General features: G+C 42.4%; 17 protein-coding genes. 5 read left to right on the top strand and 12 right to left on the bottom strand.

Features of this window, described 5'->3' with window-relative positions; genetic code table 11:
* Nucleotides 1–6: 6 nt before the first annotated feature.
* Together ACTG7Q_RS01365 and pyrR are read right to left on the bottom strand one after the other, a co-directional pair.
* Nucleotides 7–954, bottom strand: a complete 948-nt coding sequence (locus tag ACTG7Q_RS01365; protein WP_439240069.1) for a peptidylprolyl isomerase — start codon at nt 952–954, stop codon at nt 7–9.
* Between the two features lie 70 nt (nt 955–1,024).
* A complete protein-coding gene (gene pyrR / locus ACTG7Q_RS01360) occupies nt 1,025–1,561 on the bottom strand; it encodes a bifunctional pyr operon transcriptional regulator/uracil phosphoribosyltransferase PyrR (protein WP_439240067.1) in 537 nt (178 codons plus the stop codon).
* 135 nt (nt 1,562–1,696) lie between these two features.
* Here pyrR and rdgB point away from each other — a divergent pair, with 135 nt between their 5' ends.
* The 3 genes from rdgB to rnr all read left to right on the top strand — a co-directional run bounded on the left by rdgB (nt 1,697) and on the right by rnr (nt 6,185).
* The gene (gene rdgB, locus ACTG7Q_RS01355) at nt 1,697–2,290 is read left to right on the top strand and encodes an RdgB/HAM1 family non-canonical purine NTP pyrophosphatase (RefSeq protein WP_439240066.1); all 594 of its coding nucleotides are present in this window, start codon (nt 1,697–1,699) and stop codon (nt 2,288–2,290) included.
* Nucleotides 2,290–3,447 carry a radical SAM family heme chaperone HemW gene (hemW, locus tag ACTG7Q_RS01350; RefSeq protein ID WP_439240064.1) on the top strand — a complete coding sequence of 386 codons (1,158 nt, stop codon included), beginning with the start codon at nt 2,290–2,292 and terminating at the stop codon, nt 3,445–3,447. The genes rdgB and hemW overlap by 1 nt, the downstream gene beginning before the upstream one ends.
* A gap of 356 nt (nt 3,448–3,803) precedes the next feature.
* Nucleotides 3,804–6,185: a ribonuclease R gene (gene rnr / locus ACTG7Q_RS01345; protein ID WP_439240062.1), complete on the top strand. Its 2,382-nt coding sequence runs from the start codon at nt 3,804–3,806 to the stop codon at nt 6,183–6,185.
* Between the two features lie 55 nt (nt 6,186–6,240).
* Here rnr and narL read toward each other — a convergent pair whose 3' ends face one another.
* Together narL and ACTG7Q_RS01335 are read right to left on the bottom strand one after the other, a co-directional pair.
* Nucleotides 6,241–6,870: a two-component system response regulator NarL gene (gene narL / locus ACTG7Q_RS01340; protein ID WP_439240060.1), complete on the bottom strand. Its 630-nt coding sequence runs from the start codon at nt 6,868–6,870 to the stop codon at nt 6,241–6,243.
* Nucleotides 6,871–6,931: 61 nt separating this feature from the next.
* Nucleotides 6,932–9,442, bottom strand: coding sequence for a class I adenylate cyclase (locus ACTG7Q_RS01335; protein WP_439240058.1), 2,511 nt, complete (start codon nt 9,440–9,442; stop codon nt 6,932–6,934).
* 325 nt (nt 9,443–9,767) lie between these two features.
* Between ACTG7Q_RS01335 and ACTG7Q_RS01330 the strand changes: the two genes are divergently transcribed.
* On the top strand, nt 9,768–9,989 hold the full coding sequence (locus tag ACTG7Q_RS01330; protein WP_439240056.1) for a sulfurtransferase TusA family protein: 222 nt from the start codon (nt 9,768–9,770) through the stop codon (nt 9,987–9,989).
* A gap of 73 nt (nt 9,990–10,062) precedes the next feature.
* Here the strand turns inward: ACTG7Q_RS01330 and ACTG7Q_RS01325 are convergent, their stop codons facing one another.
* The 6 genes from ACTG7Q_RS01325 to oxyR all read right to left on the bottom strand — a co-directional run bounded on the left by ACTG7Q_RS01325 (nt 10,063) and on the right by oxyR (nt 15,618).
* Nucleotides 10,063–11,898 (bottom strand): ABC transporter ATP-binding protein, encoded by a 1,836-nt coding sequence (locus tag ACTG7Q_RS01325; RefSeq protein WP_439240054.1) that lies wholly within the window; start codon nt 11,896–11,898, stop codon nt 10,063–10,065.
* Nucleotides 11,899–11,999: 101 nt separating this feature from the next.
* Nucleotides 12,000–12,395, bottom strand: a complete 396-nt coding sequence (gene vapC, locus ACTG7Q_RS01320) for a type II toxin-antitoxin system tRNA(fMet)-specific endonuclease VapC (protein WP_439240052.1) — start codon at nt 12,393–12,395, stop codon at nt 12,000–12,002.
* Entirely contained in the window at nt 12,392–12,619 is a 228-nt protein-coding gene (locus ACTG7Q_RS01315) for an antitoxin (RefSeq protein ID WP_439240050.1), read from the bottom strand. The genes vapC and ACTG7Q_RS01315 overlap by 4 nt, the downstream gene beginning before the upstream one ends.
* Before the next feature lie 138 nt (nt 12,620–12,757).
* Nucleotides 12,758–13,969: an MFS transporter gene (locus ACTG7Q_RS01310; protein ID WP_439240048.1), complete on the bottom strand. Its 1,212-nt coding sequence runs from the start codon at nt 13,967–13,969 to the stop codon at nt 12,758–12,760.
* A 124-nt stretch (nt 13,970–14,093) separates the two neighbouring features.
* On the bottom strand, nt 14,094–14,714 hold the full coding sequence (fabR, locus tag ACTG7Q_RS01305) for an HTH-type transcriptional repressor FabR (RefSeq protein WP_439240046.1): 621 nt from the start codon (nt 14,712–14,714) through the stop codon (nt 14,094–14,096).
* Between the two features lie 4 nt (nt 14,715–14,718).
* On the bottom strand, nt 14,719–15,618 hold the full coding sequence (gene oxyR, locus ACTG7Q_RS01300; protein WP_439240044.1) for a DNA-binding transcriptional regulator OxyR: 900 nt from the start codon (nt 15,616–15,618) through the stop codon (nt 14,719–14,721).
* 122 nt (nt 15,619–15,740) lie between these two features.
* Here oxyR and ACTG7Q_RS01295 point away from each other — a divergent pair, with 122 nt between their 5' ends.
* On the top strand, nt 15,741–16,466 hold the full coding sequence (locus tag ACTG7Q_RS01295; RefSeq protein ID WP_439240042.1) for a glutathione peroxidase: 726 nt from the start codon (nt 15,741–15,743) through the stop codon (nt 16,464–16,466).
* A gap of 59 nt (nt 16,467–16,525) precedes the next feature.
* Here ACTG7Q_RS01295 and recQ read toward each other — a convergent pair whose 3' ends face one another.
* Nucleotides 16,526–18,370, bottom strand: coding sequence for a DNA helicase RecQ (recQ, locus tag ACTG7Q_RS01290; protein WP_439240630.1), 1,845 nt, complete (start codon nt 18,368–18,370; stop codon nt 16,526–16,528).
* Nucleotides 18,371–18,414: 44 nt separating this feature from the next.
* Nucleotides 18,415–18,723, bottom strand: coding sequence for an iron donor protein CyaY (cyaY, locus tag ACTG7Q_RS01285; RefSeq protein WP_439240040.1), 309 nt, complete (start codon nt 18,721–18,723; stop codon nt 18,415–18,417).
* Nucleotides 18,724–18,735 lie beyond the last annotated feature (12 nt).

Genomic DNA, 18,735 nt, shown 5'->3' with positions numbered 1-18,735 from the left:
AATGATTTATTTAACAAGATATTGAATATCCGCCCCTTTACGCAAGGCTTTTACCCAATCCTTGGATTCTTCTTGTAGTTGTTGATTGACTAAAGTTTCATAGGCTTTTTGGTGGAATGTATTTTCACTGGCCTGACCTTGTTTGCTGTCGGTCACTTCTAAAATATGCCAACCAAATTCCGTTTTAAATGGCGCCGTAATCGTGCCTTTTTTCGCTGTTGATACTTGTTTCGCAAATTCTGGTACATAATTATCGGCAGGTGCAAACCCTAAATCACCGCCATTTGCGCCAGACAGATAATCTTTTGAATAATCTTTAGCGGCGGCCTCAAAGGTCGTTTTACCCGCAACGATATCGGCACGAATTTGGCTTAATTTCGCTTTGGCTTGTGTATCATTTAACAACGGATTGAGTTTCAATAAAATATGACGTACTTTGTAATGCGTGGTGGTTAAGGCCTTTTCATTGCCACTTTGTTTGGCTTGTTCCCACATTTTATGGCTCAAGGCTTCCACTTCTTCACGGCTGACATCAATATATTTCCCAATGCTACGATTACGTACTTCCGACATTAAAATCTGATTAGCAATATTATTACGGAATTGTTGTAATGACATGCCTTGGTAATCTAGTGCGTCTAATAATTGGCCATAGGTTAAGCCATTTTGTGCCGCAATGTTCTGCACAATTTGATCCACTTGGGCGGGATTGACTTTGACGCCTGATTCTTTAATGGCTTTCTGCACCAATATATCATCAATAATGCTATCTAAGGCCTTGCTACGGTTGGTTTCGTTGTTTGCTTTGCCGCCTAATGCTTGTCTTACTTGGCTTTCCAGAATAGGGTTGCCATCCACGGTGGCGACAACTTGCTCAACCGCTTGCGCATGGGTCGAGAACGCTAATACACTGATCGCAACAAGGAAAATTGATTTTAAAGCATGAAATTTCATAGTTATCCGTTCATAAAAGTTAATTAAATACAACCTGTTAGAGTACAGGTTGGGTAAAAAGTTCCCATCCTTATTTTGACAGCAAAGCCACATTGTAGCAACTGTCAAATTTCATGGTACGCACTTGCACTTTTTCCTGACGGCTGGTCGGTACATTTTTACCCACATAATCCGCTCGAATCGGCAATTCACGGTGGCCACGATCCACTAAAATCACTAATTCAACTTTGGCCGCCCGTCCAAAATCCACTAAGGCATCCAAGGCGGCTCGAATAGTACGCCCAGTGAACAGCACGTCATCCACCAAAATCACCGTTTTATTTTGAATGTTAATATAATCGGATGATCCTTTATAGACGGGAATTTGGCTCGGTTCTGCATATTCTAAATCATCACGATAGAACGTAATATCTAAATCAAACGCAGGCAGTTCTTGCTCGGTTAAATTGTGAATTTTACGTTTAATCAGCTCGGCAATTTCGGCGCCACGGCGTTTAATCCCAACGATAATTAATTCATTCAGATCGGCATGTTTTTCGATGATTTCATGGGAAATACGTGAAATGGTACGCATAAATTGGTCTTCATCAATAATGATCTTTTCCATAAAAATTCCTACTGTCAAATTTGCTACTACTATAACAAAAATTCTGCGAAAAATAACCGCACTTTGATGAAAAAATCTTTATAATAGCGAAAAAAGCACTAAATTCATGGCCATCAATGGCGTTGAGGAGAAAAAATGAAACAAAAAGTTGTATTGGCAACCGGTAATCAAGGCAAAGTCAAGGAAATGTCAGATGTTTTGGCGGATTTCGGTTTTGAGGTAATTGCCCAAACAGAATTGGGCATTGAAAGCCCCGAAGAAACAGGCTTAACTTTTGTAGAAAATGCCTTACTAAAAGCACGTTATGCGGCGAAATTATCCGGTTTACCCGCCATTGCGGACGATAGCGGATTAGTGGTTGCCGCATTAAATGGCGAACCTGGTTTATATTCCGCTCGTTACGCAGGAGCTGATGGTGATGAGCAGGCGAATCGCAAAAAATTATTACAAAAATTAGCAGATGTCCCCACCGAACAACGTCAAGCCAAATTCGTCAGTTGCATTGTGTTATTACAACACGAAACCGATCCAAGCCCGATTATTGCGGAGGGAGAATGTTTTGGGCAAATTGATTTTGTGGAAAAAGGATCAAACGGTTTTGGCTATGACAGCTTATTTTTTAGTCCAGAAAAAAATTGTACTTTTGCGGAATTAGAGCCTGCGGAGAAGAAAAAAATCTCCCATCGAGCCAAAGCCTTAGCCGTCTTAAAAATGAAATTACAAAAATAATGACCGCACTTTGTTTACCGCCATTAAGTTTATACGTGCATATTCCTTGGTGTGTCCAAAAATGCCCTTATTGTGATTTTAATTCCCATGCACAAAAGAGCGAAATTCCAGAAAGGGAATATGTACAACATCTGTTAACCGATTTACAACAAGATCTTGAACGTTTGAAAGACAGCGTACAGGATCGTTGTTTACATTCCATTTTTATTGGTGGGGGAACGCCGAGCCTATTTTGTGCGGAAAGTATTCATCAATTATTACAGGGGATTGAGCAACAAATCCCCTTTTCACCGAATATTGAAATTACCTTAGAAGCCAACCCTGGCACCGCCGAGGCAGAGCGTTTTAAGGGTTATGTTAAAGCAGGCGTAACACGCATTTCAATGGGCATTCAAAGTTTTAACGATGAAAAATTACAAGCGTTAGGACGTATTCACAATGCAGACGAAGCCAAAACTGCGGTGCAATTTGCCAAAGAATCTGGGTTAAAAAGTTTTAATTTAGATTTAATGCACGGTTTGCCGAATCAGACCTTACCACAAGCCTTAGATGATTTACGCCAAGCGATTGCCTTAAATCCACCGCATTTATCTTGGTATCAGCTCACCATTGAACCCAATACGATGTTTGCCTATCGTCCGCCACGTTTGCCAGATGATGATGAACTTTGGGATATTTTCGAACAGGGGCATCAATTATTAACCGAAGCAGGTTATCAACAATATGAAACCTCTGCCTATGCCAAACCTGATTTTCAATGTCAGCATAATTTAAATTACTGGCGTTTTGGCGATTATTTGGCGATTGGTTGTGGCGCCCATGGCAAAATGAGTTTTACCACAGGTGAAATCTTGCGTTACAGTAAAACCAAACACCCCAAAGGTTATATGCGTGGTGAATATTTATATGAACAAAAAAACGTGCCCGAAATTGACCGCCCTTTTGAATTTTTTATGAATCGTTTTCGCTTGTTGGAGGCGGTACCGAAAAGAGAATTTGAGCAATTTACTGGGCTACCGCAAAGTGAGGTGCAAAAACAGATAGATTTTGCGATTAAACAAGGTTATGTACAAGAAACTCACGAGCATTGGCAAATCACCCAACATGGTAAGTTATTTTTAAATGAATTGTTGGAGTTGTTTTTAGGGGATGAATAAAATCAATGTAATTACTTCACATATTGCAATAGTTTCAATACTAATTTACATAATCAATTGACTTTTTTTAAACTCAAATACTATCGGAGAGATAGTTTAAAGCTGAATGAAGTTGTTGGGAACTAAATTTGAGCCTATCCCATATTTTGTGTAAACACCAATTTTACTTAATATTAACCAAATTCTAGTACCAAACAGTTTAATGGGACTTTCTAATCGCAAAGCAATATTGATGATCCGATGATACTATTTTACCACCCTACAACCCAACAGTGGGGTTTTCCCTTGCATTCAGCGCAGCAGAGTGTCAAACTAACCCTATCCCGATTTTAACCAGATAACCGCAGAGAGATAATATGACAACCACTAAAAAAACCAAAAAAAACACCGCACTTGTGGATCCCAATCGCCAACAAGAACAAGAAAAATACGAAAACCCCATCCCAAGCCGTGACTTTATTATTCAAATTATCCGAGAACATAACGCCCCCATGAGCCGTGAGGAAATCGTGGCGACCTTTGGCCTACGCCATGAAGATGAACTGGAGGGCATTCGTCGCCGTTTGCGAGCCATGGAAAATGATGGACAGTTAGTGTTCACCAAACGGAAACGCTATGCTTTGCCGGAAAAGTTAGATTTAATTAAAGGCACCGTGATTGGACACCGTGATGGCTACGGCTTTTTAGAAATCGAAAGCCCGGCTAAAAATGCAGTCGCCAATAAAGATTTATTTATTCCAAATAACCAAATGCAACGGGTTATGCACGGCGATTTTGTGTTGGCCCAACCGGCGGGATTTGACCGTCGTGGTCGCCAAGAAGTGCGGATTGTGCGTGTGTTAGAAAGCCGTAAAAAACACGTGGTCGGTCGCTTTTTCCTCGAGGATGGCATTGGTTATGTGGTGCCGGATGATAGCCGTATTGGGCGAGATATTTTAATTCCGAATGAATTTCGTCAAGGGGCGAGAATGGGGCAAGTGGTGGTGGTCGAACTGAAACCCCGCACCGCTAGCTTTAGTCAGCCGGTGGGCATGATCAGCGAAATTTTAGGCGACAATATGGCCAAGGGCATGGAAGTGGAAATTGCCTTACGCAATCACGATATTCCGCATACTTTCCCAGATGCTGTCCAAAAAGCGGTGAAAAAACTGAGTGAAGACGTGCCAGAAGAAGCGAAAAAAGGGCGTATCAATTTACGTGATTTGCCGTTAGTGACCATTGACGGCGAAGATGCTCGAGATTTTGATGATGCCGTACATTGTCGCAAAGAAAAAAATGGCTGGCGGTTATGGGTGGCCATTGCGGATGTCAGCTATTATGTGCGGTTACGCACTGCCTTAGATACCGAGGCTCGCAATCGGGGGAACTCCGTTTATTTTCCGAACCGAGTGGTGCCGATGTTGCCTGAAATTCTGTCAAATGGCTTATGTTCACTTAATCCACAAGTTGATCGCCTATGTATGGTGTGTGAAATGGAGGTGTCCCATAAAGGCGAATTAAAAGGTTATCAATTCTATGAGGCGGTGATGAACTCACACGCTCGTTTAACCTACAACAAAGTCGCACGCATTTTAGAGGGCGACGAGGCACTTTGCCAACGTTATCACGCTTTGGTGCCGCATTTGAAAGAATTGCACACCATGTATCAAGCCTTGTTAGAGGCACGTCATTTACGGGGAGCCATTGATTTTGAAACCATTGAAAGTAAATTTATTTTTAATGAAATGGGACGCATTGAGCGAATCGAAAAAGTGGAACGCAATGACGCTCACAAAATCATTGAAGAATGTATGATTTTGGCCAATATTGCCTCAGCAAATTTGATGGAACGTCACCAAGAACCCGCCTTGTATCGGATTCATGCGGGTCCAAGTGAAGAAAAATTAACCGCATTTCGTGCGTTCCTCAGTGAATGTGGCTTATCCTTACGTGGCGGCAACAAACCTACCACCGCCGATTATGCCGAATTATTAAGCCAAGTGAAACAACGTCCCGATCAAGAACTGATTCAAACCATGTTATTACGCAGCCTTAGCCAAGCGGTGTATCACCCTGATAATATTGGTCATTTTGGGTTAGCCTTAGAAGAATATGCGCATTTTACTTCGCCAATTCGCCGTTACCCTGATTTAACCCTACACCGTGCCATTAAATATTTGATTGCCAAAGAAAAAGGCGCAAAACGCAAAACCACACCAAGTGGCGGTTATCATTACAGCTTAGAGGAAATGGACGCCCTAGGCGATCAATGTTCCATGACCGAACGCCGTGCAGATGACGCCACAAGAGAAGTCGCCGACTGGTTAAAATGCGAATTTATGCAAGATCACGTGGGGGATGAATTTGACGGTGTGATTTCCTCTGTCACGGGTTTTGGCCTCTTTGTTCGCCTTGATGATTTGTTTATTGACGGCTTGGTACATATTTCCACCCTCGATAATGACTACTATCAATTTGACAGTGCCGGCCAACGCTTAATCGGCGAAAACAGCGGTATGCTCTATCGTTTAGGCGATAAAGTCAGAATCAAAGTTGAGGCCGTCAGCCTCGAACAACGCCAAGTGGATTTCTCCTTGGTTTCTAGCGAACGCAAACCTCGCCGAGTGGGTAAAACCGCAAAAACCAAAGCGAAAAAATCGGAAAAAGAGGTGAAAAAGCACCGCAGTTTGAAAACCGAAAAAGCGAAAAACAGCGGAAAAGAGAAGAAATCAAGCAGTAAAAAACGCAAACCTCGCTAACTAGCTGTTATACAAATGCAAAGCGACGTCGATTTAGATTGACGTCGCTTTATTTTTACCCTTGTGTCGCTAAATAAAGTACCGTTGCGGCCACACGAGAATGCACATTGAGCTTACGTAGCAAATTGCGAATATGGACTTTGACGGTTTCTTCCGAAATAAATAATTGCGACGCAATTTGTTTATTGGACAGGCCCGTGGCAATCAGACGCAACACGTCCAATTCTCGCTCGGTTAAAGAATGAATAGGATCGGCATCGGCCACATGGCGTTCTCGCAACAGCGCTTGAATACTGTCACTCAACATCACTTCACCGCAAGCCACTTGTTTCAGTTGGGCAAGTAAGGTATCAGGTTCAGTGTCTTTTAACAAATAACCATCCGCCCCCGCATCAATGAGCGCAAACACATCATTTTTGGCATCCGATACAGTTAAAATCACAATGCGGGCATCCACGCCCTCAGCACGCAAGGCCTTTAAGGTGTCTAGGCCTGACAACCCTTTCATATTCAAATCTAAGATAATTAAATCTGGCGCCAATTTGAGCGCCAGAGAAATGCCATCATTGCCATTACTTGCCTCGCCAACAACCCTGAAATCATCTTCTAATTCAATCAGTTGTTGAATACCACGACGCATAAGGGGGTGATCATCAATAATCAGGATCTTAATTTTATCTTTCATTACACACTCTCTATATCTGAACGCTACGCATTATAGAATAAATCGTTATATATTGTCTTAATTAGCGGTGAACAGCAGTAAAAGGCACAATCTTTCGGCCCTCTCGATCAAACACTAATTGATAAAATTGAGGATAGTTAAAATCACGTTGAATAATATGATATAAATTGTTGCCTGAGCTATCGGCTTGGTGATAGATATGATTGATTTCTTTTATTTTATCTTCTTTTTCGCCATCACAATGACGATAAATTTCAATGTGATTTTGTTCATCTAAAATGTATACATTAAAGGTGCCGTCCGCATTGTCTTTAAAGAAAAATTGCAAAAATCCCTCGCTCGCAAAAGCGTCAATTTCCACTGGATAGCTACGATTATGTTGCTGTGCTGAAAGTTGATGTGGAAAGTGCGGGGCTTTTTCATCAAATTTTGCAGTATGCGCCAGTTCCTCAATATTGGCCACTTGGACATCCGGAATTTCCAGCCAACGTATGCCCCGATTTTCGAAGAAAAACTGCCAGTTTTTACCGGCAATCCGTAACATATTCGGGCTGTTCGCCGAAGAAATGGTGCCAACTTGAATACCAATACATTTATTCACCAAGGTTAACACTAAATCATGTAACGCTCGCTGATAGTTCTCACTGTAACAAAACACCTCAACGGATTTAGGCGAATCTGAACCTCGATGAATTTTATTGGTTAGCACTTTTAACGCCAATAAAATGGCATTCTGACCGTCAAAATGCAACGTCCGAATTTCATTCCAGACATTGCGGTAAATCAGATCGATACTGCCCACCAAACTTTCTTCATTTTGACCAAAACTAAATAAATCCGCTTGTTGAATATTGATCCGAGGTTGCACCAAATTTTGCGTTGGGTCCGAGGCTAAATTCACAAAAACCGCTAAATGCCGAATTTCACAAGGGTGGTGCAATTCTTCATTGGTGGCGGGCGGCACTTGCACAGGGAAGAACTGCGTTAAATCTGCCACAAAGGTTTTGAGCTTGTTTAACGATACCGTCTGGCTAAAAATATGCAACTGAGTTTTCTTGGTTAACAAGCCATTAAAATACGCCCAAGACACCAGTTTATGCAAATTCGGGTTGTATTCCACATGGCGATTATAAGAGGCAAGCTCAGAGGCCTCTGGCGCTTGATTGACCACATACCATCCCGCTCGGGTATCGTGCTTGGTTCTTGGCACTTCAATAAACGTCAGATGTTCTTCCGATAAATCATTAGAAATTAAGGGGTTAACCAATGACACTTTGCCTGGTAATTCCTCAAAGGCACTGTATAATTTTCTTGACAGAATACTAATATCCTGCGGCATAATGGTGGCGTCCACATGATTTTTACGGGCAAACTTGATCAGATTACGATAGCTCATCATTAACATTTGAACTAAATCATCATAAGAACGTTTGACCATTTTGATTTTCCAAAATGGTCGCTGATTAAGCTCCTCTATGGTATCTTGGCTCCAACCCCATTGTTTCACCATTTCCGATAATAAACAAAAACGCCACCCCTCGGCTTTGGTGTACCATAAATCTTCCGTCGCCTTAATATAAAAACAACGACGCACAAAGTTTAACCGTTTAAAATCGCCCAGATAAGTCAAATAACTGGTTACCCGATCTAACATGGCGAGATAAGGATCAAAATGATGATCTTCGGTACGATCCGTTAATAAATGAAATTTGAAATCAGATGAAATTAAATAGGTGTTTGGATATTCCCAATAATAGGCCTCAAGCAATAAAATCTTGATGGTGGATTTATAAGGTGCATCAATGCCTTTATAAAGATGCCACAAACTGGCACCAAAATATTCATTGGCGGAAAATGCCCCAAGGCCGCCAAAATCCACCCAATCTTGCGGATCAATCTCTTTATTTAAAATTAATTGTTCCACTTCGGTTTCGTATTGTTTTTCATCTTCGACCAGTAAATGCAACCACAATAAGGGTTTACCGGCTAAGCGAATCGCAGAACGATAAAATTCGTCAAGCAACAACATATATTGGGCAGAACCACAATTTTCTGATGTCATGGGATCGGAATAACGAAAACAACGAAAACGTTCTTGATCCATCAGGAAAAAATTCACATCCACTTCAAATTGTTTCGCCCAATATTGGATAGCCAAAGTTTTTTGAGTTAACAATTCTCGTTCATGTTGATTCAGATCTTCACGATGACAGACCCAAATATCTAGATCAGAAGATGCCGTTTGTGAAATAGAGGCAATGCTCCCCATCACATACACGCCATAAATTGCATCAAAAGTGCGGTGAGAAAATCCATTAATTTGTGAATATGACAACTCTGGCATAACCCGAGTTAAGTATTCTTGCTGATAATCCGATAATTGAAATTGACTAATACCCGCCGGAGAACCCACGACAAAACCAGGCAAACTGGGGTGGTTAACCTGCAATAATAATGTCACTAGTTTAAAGATATGCTGAAACTCGCTGGAGGCACCCGACAACGCTCGTACCACCCGAAAATGCTCAAGATCAGCCACCTGCTTTTTAGCAAATTCAATATCGTACTTCAAGAAAACACCTAATTTTTTCAATAGGTAACGTTTGTTACTTTATCATTTCGGGGCGGAGAAAGCAAATAATGAGGCGAGAAAGTCGGTGGCTTGTAAAGTGCGGTGAGAAAAATGAACGTTTTTTACTGCCTTTTTTATAAGCAAAAGAAATATAACCTAACTAAAAATTATTGGCTCGTAATAAGCTGTTTTTGCATAATCGGTTTTATTTTTACCAAGAAAGACCAAATTGTTGAGAATTTTTATCGGTGCTTATCCATTTTAGGTGCATGGACAATGTCCGTCCGAGTACGTAATTGAATTAATTTAATAAAAGGAAAAAATAATGATCGTAAAATTAGAAACTGCGGGGCTAGTTTGCCCATTCCCACTTGTGGAGGCCAAAGAAACAATGGCAAAATTAAACAAAGGCGATGGCATTGAGATTGAATTTGACTGTACGCAAGCTACAGAGGCTATTCCCAACTGGGCTGCGGAAGAAGGCTACGACGTAACGAACTTTGAGCAAATTGGTGATGCGAAGTGGACGATTACGGTGGTAAAATAAAAGATTAATCCTATGAAAAACGGTGTAAAAAACAAAGATTTTACACCGCACTTTCTTTATTTCGAGTAAAAAACTACTCCGCCAAAAATCCCCCGCTCTGATGTTGCCATAATTTGGCATACAAGCCATTCTGAGCCAACAATTCAGCGTGGGTGCCTTGTTCGACGATTTGTCCTTGATCTAACACAATTAGACGATCCATTGCGGCAATGGTGGATAAACGGTGGGCGATGGCGATCACGGTTTTGTTTTCCATCATTTTATCCAGACTTTGTTGAATCGCCGCTTCCACTTCGCTGTCTAAGGCACTGGTGGCCTCATCAAGCAATAAAATTGGGGCATCTTTTAACATCACACGAGCAATGGCAATACGTTGGCGTTGTCCGCCTGATAGTTTTACGCCCCGTTCACCCACATGTGCATCATAGCCTCGGCGACCATTTGCATCACTCAATAACGGAATGAAATCTGCTGCTTCGGCACGTTGGGCGGCATTCAGCATCTCTTGTTCGGTGGCGTTGGGGCGACCATAGATAATATTTTCACGTACAGAACGGTGTAACAATGAAGTGTCTTGCGTCACCAAGCCAATTTGGCTACGTAGGCTTTCTTGCTGTACATCAAGGACATTTTGACCGTCAATGGTAATGGTGCCTTGTTGCGGTTCGTAAAAACGTAAGAGTAAATTGACGATGGTGGATTTTCCTGCGCCTGAACGGCCAATTAAACCGACTTTTTCTCCCGCTTTAATGGTTAAATCAAAGTGTTGAAGTAGCTGTTTTTCAGGGGAATAAGCGAAACTCACATGATCAAAATGAATTTCCCCTTGGCTCACTTGCAATGCCGTGGCATTCGGTTTGTCGACAATCGTATGGGGTTTGGACAAGGTTTCCATACCATCATTCACCGTACCAATATTTTCAAATAAGCGGGCGGATTCCCACATAATCCAATGCGCCAAACCATTGACTCGTAATGCCATGGCGGTGGAGGTCGCAATGGCGCCAACGCCAACCGCCCCCTGTTGCCAAAGTACCACACCTAAAACGGCTGTGCTGAGAGTTAGGAAGATATTGCTCGCATAAGTTAATACATCTAGGCTTGTGCCTAACCGCATTTGGGCGTGAACCGTGACCATAAATTCTTCCATAGAACGTTTGGCATAGGCCGCCTCACGCTCACCGTGCGAAAATAATTTTACGGTGGCGATATTGGAATACGCATCGGTAACCCGTCCTGTCATCAGTGAGCGAGCGTCCGCTTGATGTTCGGCGGTTTTGGCTAATTTAGGAATGAGATAATATAAAATGCTGCCGAAAATCACGGCCCAAATCAAAAACGGCACAAGGAACCAACTGTCAAAGGCCACCAAGACCACGCCTGACGTAATAAAATAAACGCCCACATAAATGACCATGTTTGCTACCGTTAATACGGTATCACGCACAGCCAATGCGGTTTGCATCACTTTGGCAGACACTCGTCCGGCAAATTCATCTTGGTAAAAAGTGAGGCTTTGCCCAAGCATAAGGCGGTGGAAATTCCAACGCAACCGCATAGGGAAAACCCCTTGCAAGGTTTGCAAGCGTACCGTGGAAGTCAGGAATGTCCAGCCGATACTTAAAATGAGAATCAGCAACATACCGATTAAATAAGGGCCTTTTTCTGCCCAAAGGGTAGTGGCTGTGTAGGCTCCTAGCCAGTCTACTAATTTTCCCATAAATTGAAACATCAAGGCTTCCATTACCCCAATGCCAATGGTTAAAAATGAGAAAAATGCAATCCACGCCTTTGTTCCCTCTAAATTTGACCATAAAAAACGCCATAATCCTTTTTCGGGGGTTTTAGGGGGACTGTCAGGATAGGCGTTAATGCGGTTTTCAAACCAAGAAAATATTTTATTAAACATCGTGCTTTCCTTATAAAACAAAAGGCAACGAGGAAAGTTGCCTTAATCTGGTGATATTATAACGCAAAACGTGATAAAAAAGCACCGCACTTTTAAATAGATTAAACCCAATTATCCAACAATAAATTGGGAATACGGCAAAATTCTTTGGTATTGTTGGTCACAAGGGGAACGTTTAGACTTAATGCTTGAGCCGCGATCAACATATCTAATGAGCCAATAATTATCCCTTGTTGTTGTAAATCATTTCTCAGTTTCGCATAATGCCAAATGGCGTTTGTGTTAAAGGGAAGAATATCTAAGGGCACCAGAAATTTATTAAGAGCCTCTTTGTTGCGTAGCGACCCTGATTTTTCCACCCCAAACGCCAATTCGGCAGCAGTTATGCTAGAAATTGCCAGATCGCCTAATTCATATTGTGCAAAGCGTTCAAACACTTGTGGCGGTTTGTGGTTAATAATATAAATGCAAATATTGGTGTCTAACAGATACTTCATAAAATCTCTGCCCTCATTTGCTCCCCTTGCTCGGCTCGCTCAATCGGGGTATCAAATTCATACACGGCTTCTTGCATGGCAAGCCATGGATTTTTTTTCGGCATCAGCAAAATCCCTTGCCCATATTTTTGAATGATGACTTCACTTTCATCATTAAAGGCAAAGGCTTTGGGTAATCTGACCGCTTGAGAACGCCCAGACATAAATAATTTGGCGGTTTGCATATTGCCCCTTATTGAGTTGATATATTACATTGGGATATATCATAGCAAAGGTGTTTGATGTATTCAATAAAAAGGATAAAAAAGCACCGCAGTTTTTTCTGCGATGCTTAATATGAATGGATGTTTTCGTGATATAGTTTATTCCAACACCTTGCCTTTCAACTCCGGAATTAAGAACAGGGTCGCCAACATATCTAGCACATAAATCGTAGCAAGGAACGCAATAGCAATTTGGAATGAATAAGCCGACACCACGGCGCCTACAACAATCGGGCCAAAACCACCCACTGCACGTCCGATATTAAATAACACATTTTGTGCCGTGGCTCGTGCCTCGGTGGGATAGGCTTCAGACATTAATGCGCCATAACCACCCATCATGCCGTTCACAAAGGCACCTAATAATGCGCCTGCAAACAACATGGCCGCTGGGTCAGTTAATTGAGAATAAACCACAATACTAATCACTGCCCCTAATTGGAAAATCAGGAAACTTGGCTTACGTCCAATAGCGTCCGCTAACCGGCCAAAAATCCAAATGCCCGCCATCATGCCACAAATGGTGACGGCGGTCCAAAGGCCAGATTTGGTTAAACTAAAACCGAGTTGTTTGGATAAAAAGTTAGGTAACCAAATCATAATGCCGTAATAACCGAAGTTTTGTACGGAGGTTAAAACCACAATACCGAGGCTGACTTTGGCGGTATTTTTGTCTTTCACCAATAATGTAAATGGCGATTTTTTGGGTTTATTCGTGATGGCTTGTTGTTTCACAAAAACGTCGGGTTCATGTAATTTAGCACGTAAATACCAAGCCACAAAAGCAGGGAAAATGCCCACTAAGAACATCCCTCGCCAACCGATAACAGGCAATAATAACGGGGTCAATAATGCCGCAGCGAGTACGCCAATTTGCCAGCCTAATGCCACATAGGAGGAGGCTTTAGCTCGATGGCGAGCGGGCCATGTTTCAGCGGCTAATGCCATGCCAATCCCAAATTCACCGCCTAAACCGATACCCGCAATGGTGCGATAAATCAGTAAATCCCAATAACCTTGTGCAAAGGCACAAAGTCCTGTGAACACGGCAAATAGCACGATTGTCCATGTCAGCACTCGCACACGCCCGTATTTATCACTTAATGCACCAAAAATCAGCCCGCCTGCCACAGCGCCAATAAGCGTCCAAGTGACTAATGAGCCACCTTGTGCGGGTGTTAAGGCTAAATCAGCCGAAATGGCGGTGAGCATAAAACCAAGAATGAGTAAATCAAAACCGTCCATGGCATAACCGACGGCCGATCCGAATAAGGCTTTCCAGCCATATTTATCAACATGATGCGTTGTCATAATGTACGTCCTTTTGTTGCTCACAGGCAACATTTAAAGTTAAAAAGGAGGGTGTTTTCATTTCCAACATGGAAATTGGCGCTATTTTAGGGCGTCTTACCGCATTTGGCAACTGGATTTTGCTTTACCCTTTCTTATTTTCTTTCAAGGCCGCAAAATGCGCCCCTTTTGCGATCATACGAAGTTGTAAAATGACCCGTTCTTTTAATTCCGCCCGATCTTTTTCATCCATATCCAAGGCCTTGGACATGGCACTAAACGTCAGCGTCACACTGGCGTCGGCTTGCATATAACCAATATATCTTGAATAATTAAAGCGATAAGTAATAAACTCGCCCAATTCTTCGATAAAGTGTTTAATTTCACGGGAAACTGCGGTGCGAAAAAGTAAAGATGTGCCCGCACTTTCTCGTAATAATAAGCGAAAAACGTTTGGATCGTTTTCAATAAATTCGAAAAAGGTTGCAATGGAAACTTCGATCACACTGCCACCATTACGTAAGCGTTTCTGGGCCTGTCGCATCAATTGACGTAAGGTTAAACCCGCCTCATCAACCATGGTCAACCCCAATTCTTCCATATCTTTAAAATGGCGATAAAAAGAGGTCGGTGCAATGCCCGCCTCTCGGGAAACCTCACGCAAGCTCAAATTGGCAAAACTTTTTTCAGCGGTAAGCTGATTAAACGCCGCATTAATGAGCGCCTGACGTGTTTTTTCCTTTTGTAATGCTCGAATACCCGCCATAAGATTACTCAGCTAAAATCGGTTTAACCGCATTGGCGATGACTAGTGCAATGCGCTCATAACGTTGACGTAACGGCGAACCTGGGCGATAAATTAAGGTAATCGCACGTGTGGGTTCTGGGTTCACACAAGGAATATATTTGACGCCTTGGCGCTCGCCCTCATTATGAACAGCCAATTCTGGCATCAAGGTAATCCCCGCATTGGCGGCCACCATATTACGCAAGGTTTCTAAACTGGTGGCTTGAAAATGCGCATTTTCTCTGGCGCCGGCGGCAAAACAATAGCCGAGCGCTTGCTCCCTTAAACAATGCCCGTCATCTAACATTAAGATTTCTTTATTATTTAATGAGGACAGGGAAAGTTGTTTTTCCGTTGACCAAGGATGTTTATCCGACACCGCCACCAACATTTTTTCATGGAAAATCGGTACCTCAATAAAAGGTTGGGTTTCTTCCACAGAGGCCACAATCGCACAATCTAAATGCCCCGTTTCGAGTTGGTCAATTAAATGCGCCGTTTGCTGTTCGTATAAAAACAGCTCCAATTCAGGAAATTCATGGGTTAAAACTGGCATAATATGCGGTAATAAGTAAGGCCCCACGGTCGGGATCACACCAATATGTAATGGGCCCGTCATATCTTTGCCTTGATTGCTCGCCATTTCTTTCAGCAATTTCACTTCACGCAACACGGTTTTCGCTTGATCGACTAACAATAACCCCGACTGGGTAAACAGGACTTTGCGACTGGTACGTTCCAATAACACAATCCCTAATTCATCTTCCAACTTACGGATTTGTCCGCTCAACGTTGGCTGACTCACATGGCAAGCATCCGCTGCACGCCGAAAATGTTTATATTCAGCCAAAGCAACAAGATATTCCAAATCACGGATATTCATAAAAAAATTCCTTATAGGTATGAACAATTAAAAGGATAGAATTAATTGATTGTAACTATACCACAAAATTGCCTATAATCCACCCCGTTAAATAAACAATCACTCAAATCGGAGAAAAAATTATGTCAAATATGGAAGGAAAAAAAGTTCCTCAAGTTACATTCCATACTCGCCAAGGCGACGCATGGGTTGATGTGACCTCAGCAGAATTATTCGACAACAAAACTGTCGTGATGTTCGCTTTACCAGGTGCATTCACGCCAACTTGTTCATCTACTCACTTACCACGTTATAACGAATTAGCTTGCGAATTCAAAGCATTAGGCGTAGACGACATCATCTGTATGTCAGTTAACGACACTTTCGTGATGAACGCATGGAAAGCAGACCAAGAATCTGAAAACGTGACTGTCATTCCAGATGGTAACGGTGAATTTGCAGCAGGCATGGGTATGCTTGTTGACAAAGATGACTTAGGTTTCGGCAAACGTTCATGGCGTTATTCTGCGTTAATCCGCAACGGCGTAGTAGAGAAAATCTTCTCTGAACCAAACGAACCAGGCGACCCGTTCAAAGTATCTGATGCAGACACTATGATCAAATACTTAAATCCAAAATGGGAAGCCAAACCATCCGTCACCGTATTCACTAAACCAGGTTGCCCATTCTGTGCAAAAGCCAAAGGTTTATTAAAAGTGAAAGGTTACACATTTGAAGAAATCGTATTAGGTCGTGATGCGTCAACTATCTCTGTTCGTGCTATCACTGGCAAAACTTCTGTTCCACAAGTCTTCATCGGTGGTGAATATATCGGTGGCAGCGACGATTTAGAGAAATATTTCGCTTAATTTAAGCTGAAAAATTTAGAAAAAATGAACCGCACTTTCAAAGTGCGGTTTTTTTTATGCTAATTTTTCTCTAATAAGGTTTTATGTTCTTGAATAATCGCCATAAACGGCTGGGCAAATCGTTCCCATTTAATCGCTCCGACCCCATTAATTTGTAACATTTCCACTTTACTGGTCGGTAAATAGAGTGACATTTCTTGTAAGGTGGCATCGCTAAATACAATATAAGGCGGAATATTTTCTCGGTCAGCAATTTGTTTACGTAAGAAACGTAATCGTGCGAAGAGATCCTTGTCGTAATGGCTCACGGCGTGGCGTTGTGGTGCTGCCACCGTGGCAATAGCAGATAGTCTTGGGGTCGCCAATGCTAATGGCACTTCACCACGCAAAATAGGTCTGGCACTTTCGGTAAGCTGCAGTTGCACACCCACATCGTTCATGACTTGGTGAATAAAGCCGAGATGAATTAATTGGCGGATCACCGATTGCCAATATTCTTTGCTTTTGTCCTTACCGATACCGTATACACTTAATTGTTCATGTCGGTGATCACGGATTTTTTGGTTGTTCATGCCACGCATGACCGCTATCACATATTGCATACCAAAACGTTGCCCCGTGCGGTAAATGGTGGAGAGAATTTTTTGTGCATCAATTAAGCCATCGTATTTTTTTGGCGGATCGAGGCAAATATCGCAGTTTTTACATGGCGTTTGACGATTTTCGCCGAAATAATTCAACAACACCAAACGGCGACAAGTTTGACTTTCGGCAAATTCACCAATGGCCTCTAGCTTATGTTGTTTGATCTCTCGCTGTGGCGTTTCGGGTTCTTCCATAAGCATTTTATGCAACCAACCGTAATCCGCAGGCTCGTAAAACAGCACGGCCTCCGCAGGCAAATCATCTCGTCCTGCACGCCCTGTTTCTTGATAATAGGCCTCAATGCTGCGAGAAAGATCAAAATGTGCCACAAATCGCACGTTAGATTTGTTGATCCCCATGCCAAAAGCAATGGTCGCGACCACCACTTGAATATTGTCCCGTTGAAATGCTCTCTGCACCCGTTCCCGCTCGGCAAATTCCATGCCTGCATGATAAAACGCCGCCGACACGCCCCGTTTTTGCAAGGCTTCGGCGACTTTTTCCGATTTATTACGGCTGTTGCAATACACAATGCCACTTTTGCCTTTTTGTGCCACCACAAACTGACAGAGTTGCTCCATGGGCTTAAATTTTTCTACCAAGGTATAACGAATATTCGGGCGGTCAAAACTGCCGATATATAAGTGCGGTGAATTTAAGCGGAGATTTTGCCAAATATCCTGTCTAGTGGTGCTGTCGGCAGTGGCGGTCAACGCCATCACTGGCACATCAGGAAAGGTGTTTTTTAAACCGCCAAGTTGTTGATATTCAGGGCGAAAATCATGTCCCCACTGGGAAATACAATGTGCCTCATCAATGGCAATAAAGCTCACTTTGCAATGGGAAATAAAGGCAAAAAAACTGTTGGTCATCACCTTTTCAGGGGAAAGATAAAGCAATTTCAGTTCACCCGAAATGGCTTTATTTTGCACCTGTTGCTGTTGTTCGTAAGTTTGCGTGGAGTTGAGATAATCTGCAGAAATGCCGTTGGCTAACAGTTGATCCACCTGATCTTTCATCAATGAAATCAAGGGCGAAATGACCAAGGTTAGCCCCGAAAAACACAAGGCAGGAATTTGATAACACAGGGATTTCCCGTTGCCCGTAGCCATCACTACAAGGCTGTCTTGTCCACGTAAAGCGGATTGAATGACCTCTTCCTGTCCTGTACGGAAAGATTGATAGCCGAACACGTCCTTTAACATTTGTAAAGGATCAGTCTGTAATGGCTCAGAAACTGCGGTGGAAAAATCTTGCATTTTTTGCACCGTACTTTTTTGTTCAATTTCGCCAGACAAGGTCATTAAGCAAAGCTCACTTCTTCACCATGCGCCGCACAGGCCTCACTTAAACAATCGTAAAAACGTTTGCCGTCATGGTTAATCCAATCGTTATCTTTCCATGCAAAATGCAACCCGCCTAAACGGCTGGCTAACCAAAGCTCCAACATGGATTCTTGTTTATTAATCACAATTTGCGTACGATTGCCAAAGGTCATGGTAAACACAGAGCCTTGGCGTTCAAAATCTACGTCCACATCTTGCTCATCACATTGTTCTTCAATATGATCCCACACTTGTTCAATATTTTGATGAAATTCAACTAGGTTCATTTTTGTTCTCTC

This window comes from Lonepinella sp. BR2474, from assembly GCF_051851555.1.
Taxonomy (GTDB): Bacteria; Pseudomonadota; Gammaproteobacteria; order Enterobacterales; family Pasteurellaceae; genus Lonepinella.
Note: the sequence above shows the minus strand (reverse complement) of the source record. Positions and strands in the feature narration are given on the sequence as shown.

Coding starts and splice junctions, on each gene's coding strand:
- ACTG7Q_RS01295 (WP_439240042.1), top strand. CDS start 15,741: ATGTCAAATATGGAAGGAAAAAAAGTTCCTCAAGTTACATTCCATACT.
- ACTG7Q_RS01310 (WP_439240048.1), bottom strand. CDS start 13,969: ATGACAACGCATCATGTTGATAAATATGGCTGGAAAGCCTTATTCGGA.
- rnr (WP_439240062.1), top strand. CDS start 3,804: ATGACAACCACTAAAAAAACCAAAAAAAACACCGCACTTGTGGATCCC.
- cyaY (WP_439240040.1), bottom strand. CDS start 18,723: ATGAACCTAGTTGAATTTCATCAAAATATTGAACAAGTGTGGGATCAT.
- ACTG7Q_RS01315 (WP_439240050.1), bottom strand. CDS start 12,619: ATGCAAACCGCCAAATTATTTATGTCTGGGCGTTCTCAAGCGGTCAGA.
- ACTG7Q_RS01330 (WP_439240056.1), top strand. CDS start 9,768: ATGATCGTAAAATTAGAAACTGCGGGGCTAGTTTGCCCATTCCCACTT.
- fabR (WP_439240046.1), bottom strand. CDS start 14,714: ATGGCGGGTATTCGAGCATTACAAAAGGAAAAAACACGTCAGGCGCTC.
- hemW (WP_439240064.1), top strand. CDS start 2,290: ATGACCGCACTTTGTTTACCGCCATTAAGTTTATACGTGCATATTCCT.
- rdgB (WP_439240066.1), top strand. CDS start 1,697: ATGAAACAAAAAGTTGTATTGGCAACCGGTAATCAAGGCAAAGTCAAG.
- ACTG7Q_RS01365 (WP_439240069.1), bottom strand. CDS start 954: ATGAAATTTCATGCTTTAAAATCAATTTTCCTTGTTGCGATCAGTGTA.
- oxyR (WP_439240044.1), bottom strand. CDS start 15,618: ATGAATATCCGTGATTTGGAATATCTTGTTGCTTTGGCTGAATATAAA.
- pyrR (WP_439240067.1), bottom strand. CDS start 1,561: ATGGAAAAGATCATTATTGATGAAGACCAATTTATGCGTACCATTTCA.
- vapC (WP_439240052.1), bottom strand. CDS start 12,395: ATGAAGTATCTGTTAGACACCAATATTTGCATTTATATTATTAACCAC.
- narL (WP_439240060.1), bottom strand. CDS start 6,870: ATGAAAGATAAAATTAAGATCCTGATTATTGATGATCACCCCCTTATG.
- recQ (WP_439240630.1), bottom strand. CDS start 18,370: ATGCAAGATTTTTCCACCGCAGTTTCTGAGCCATTACAGACTGATCCT.
- ACTG7Q_RS01325 (WP_439240054.1), bottom strand. CDS start 11,898: ATGTTTAATAAAATATTTTCTTGGTTTGAAAACCGCATTAACGCCTAT.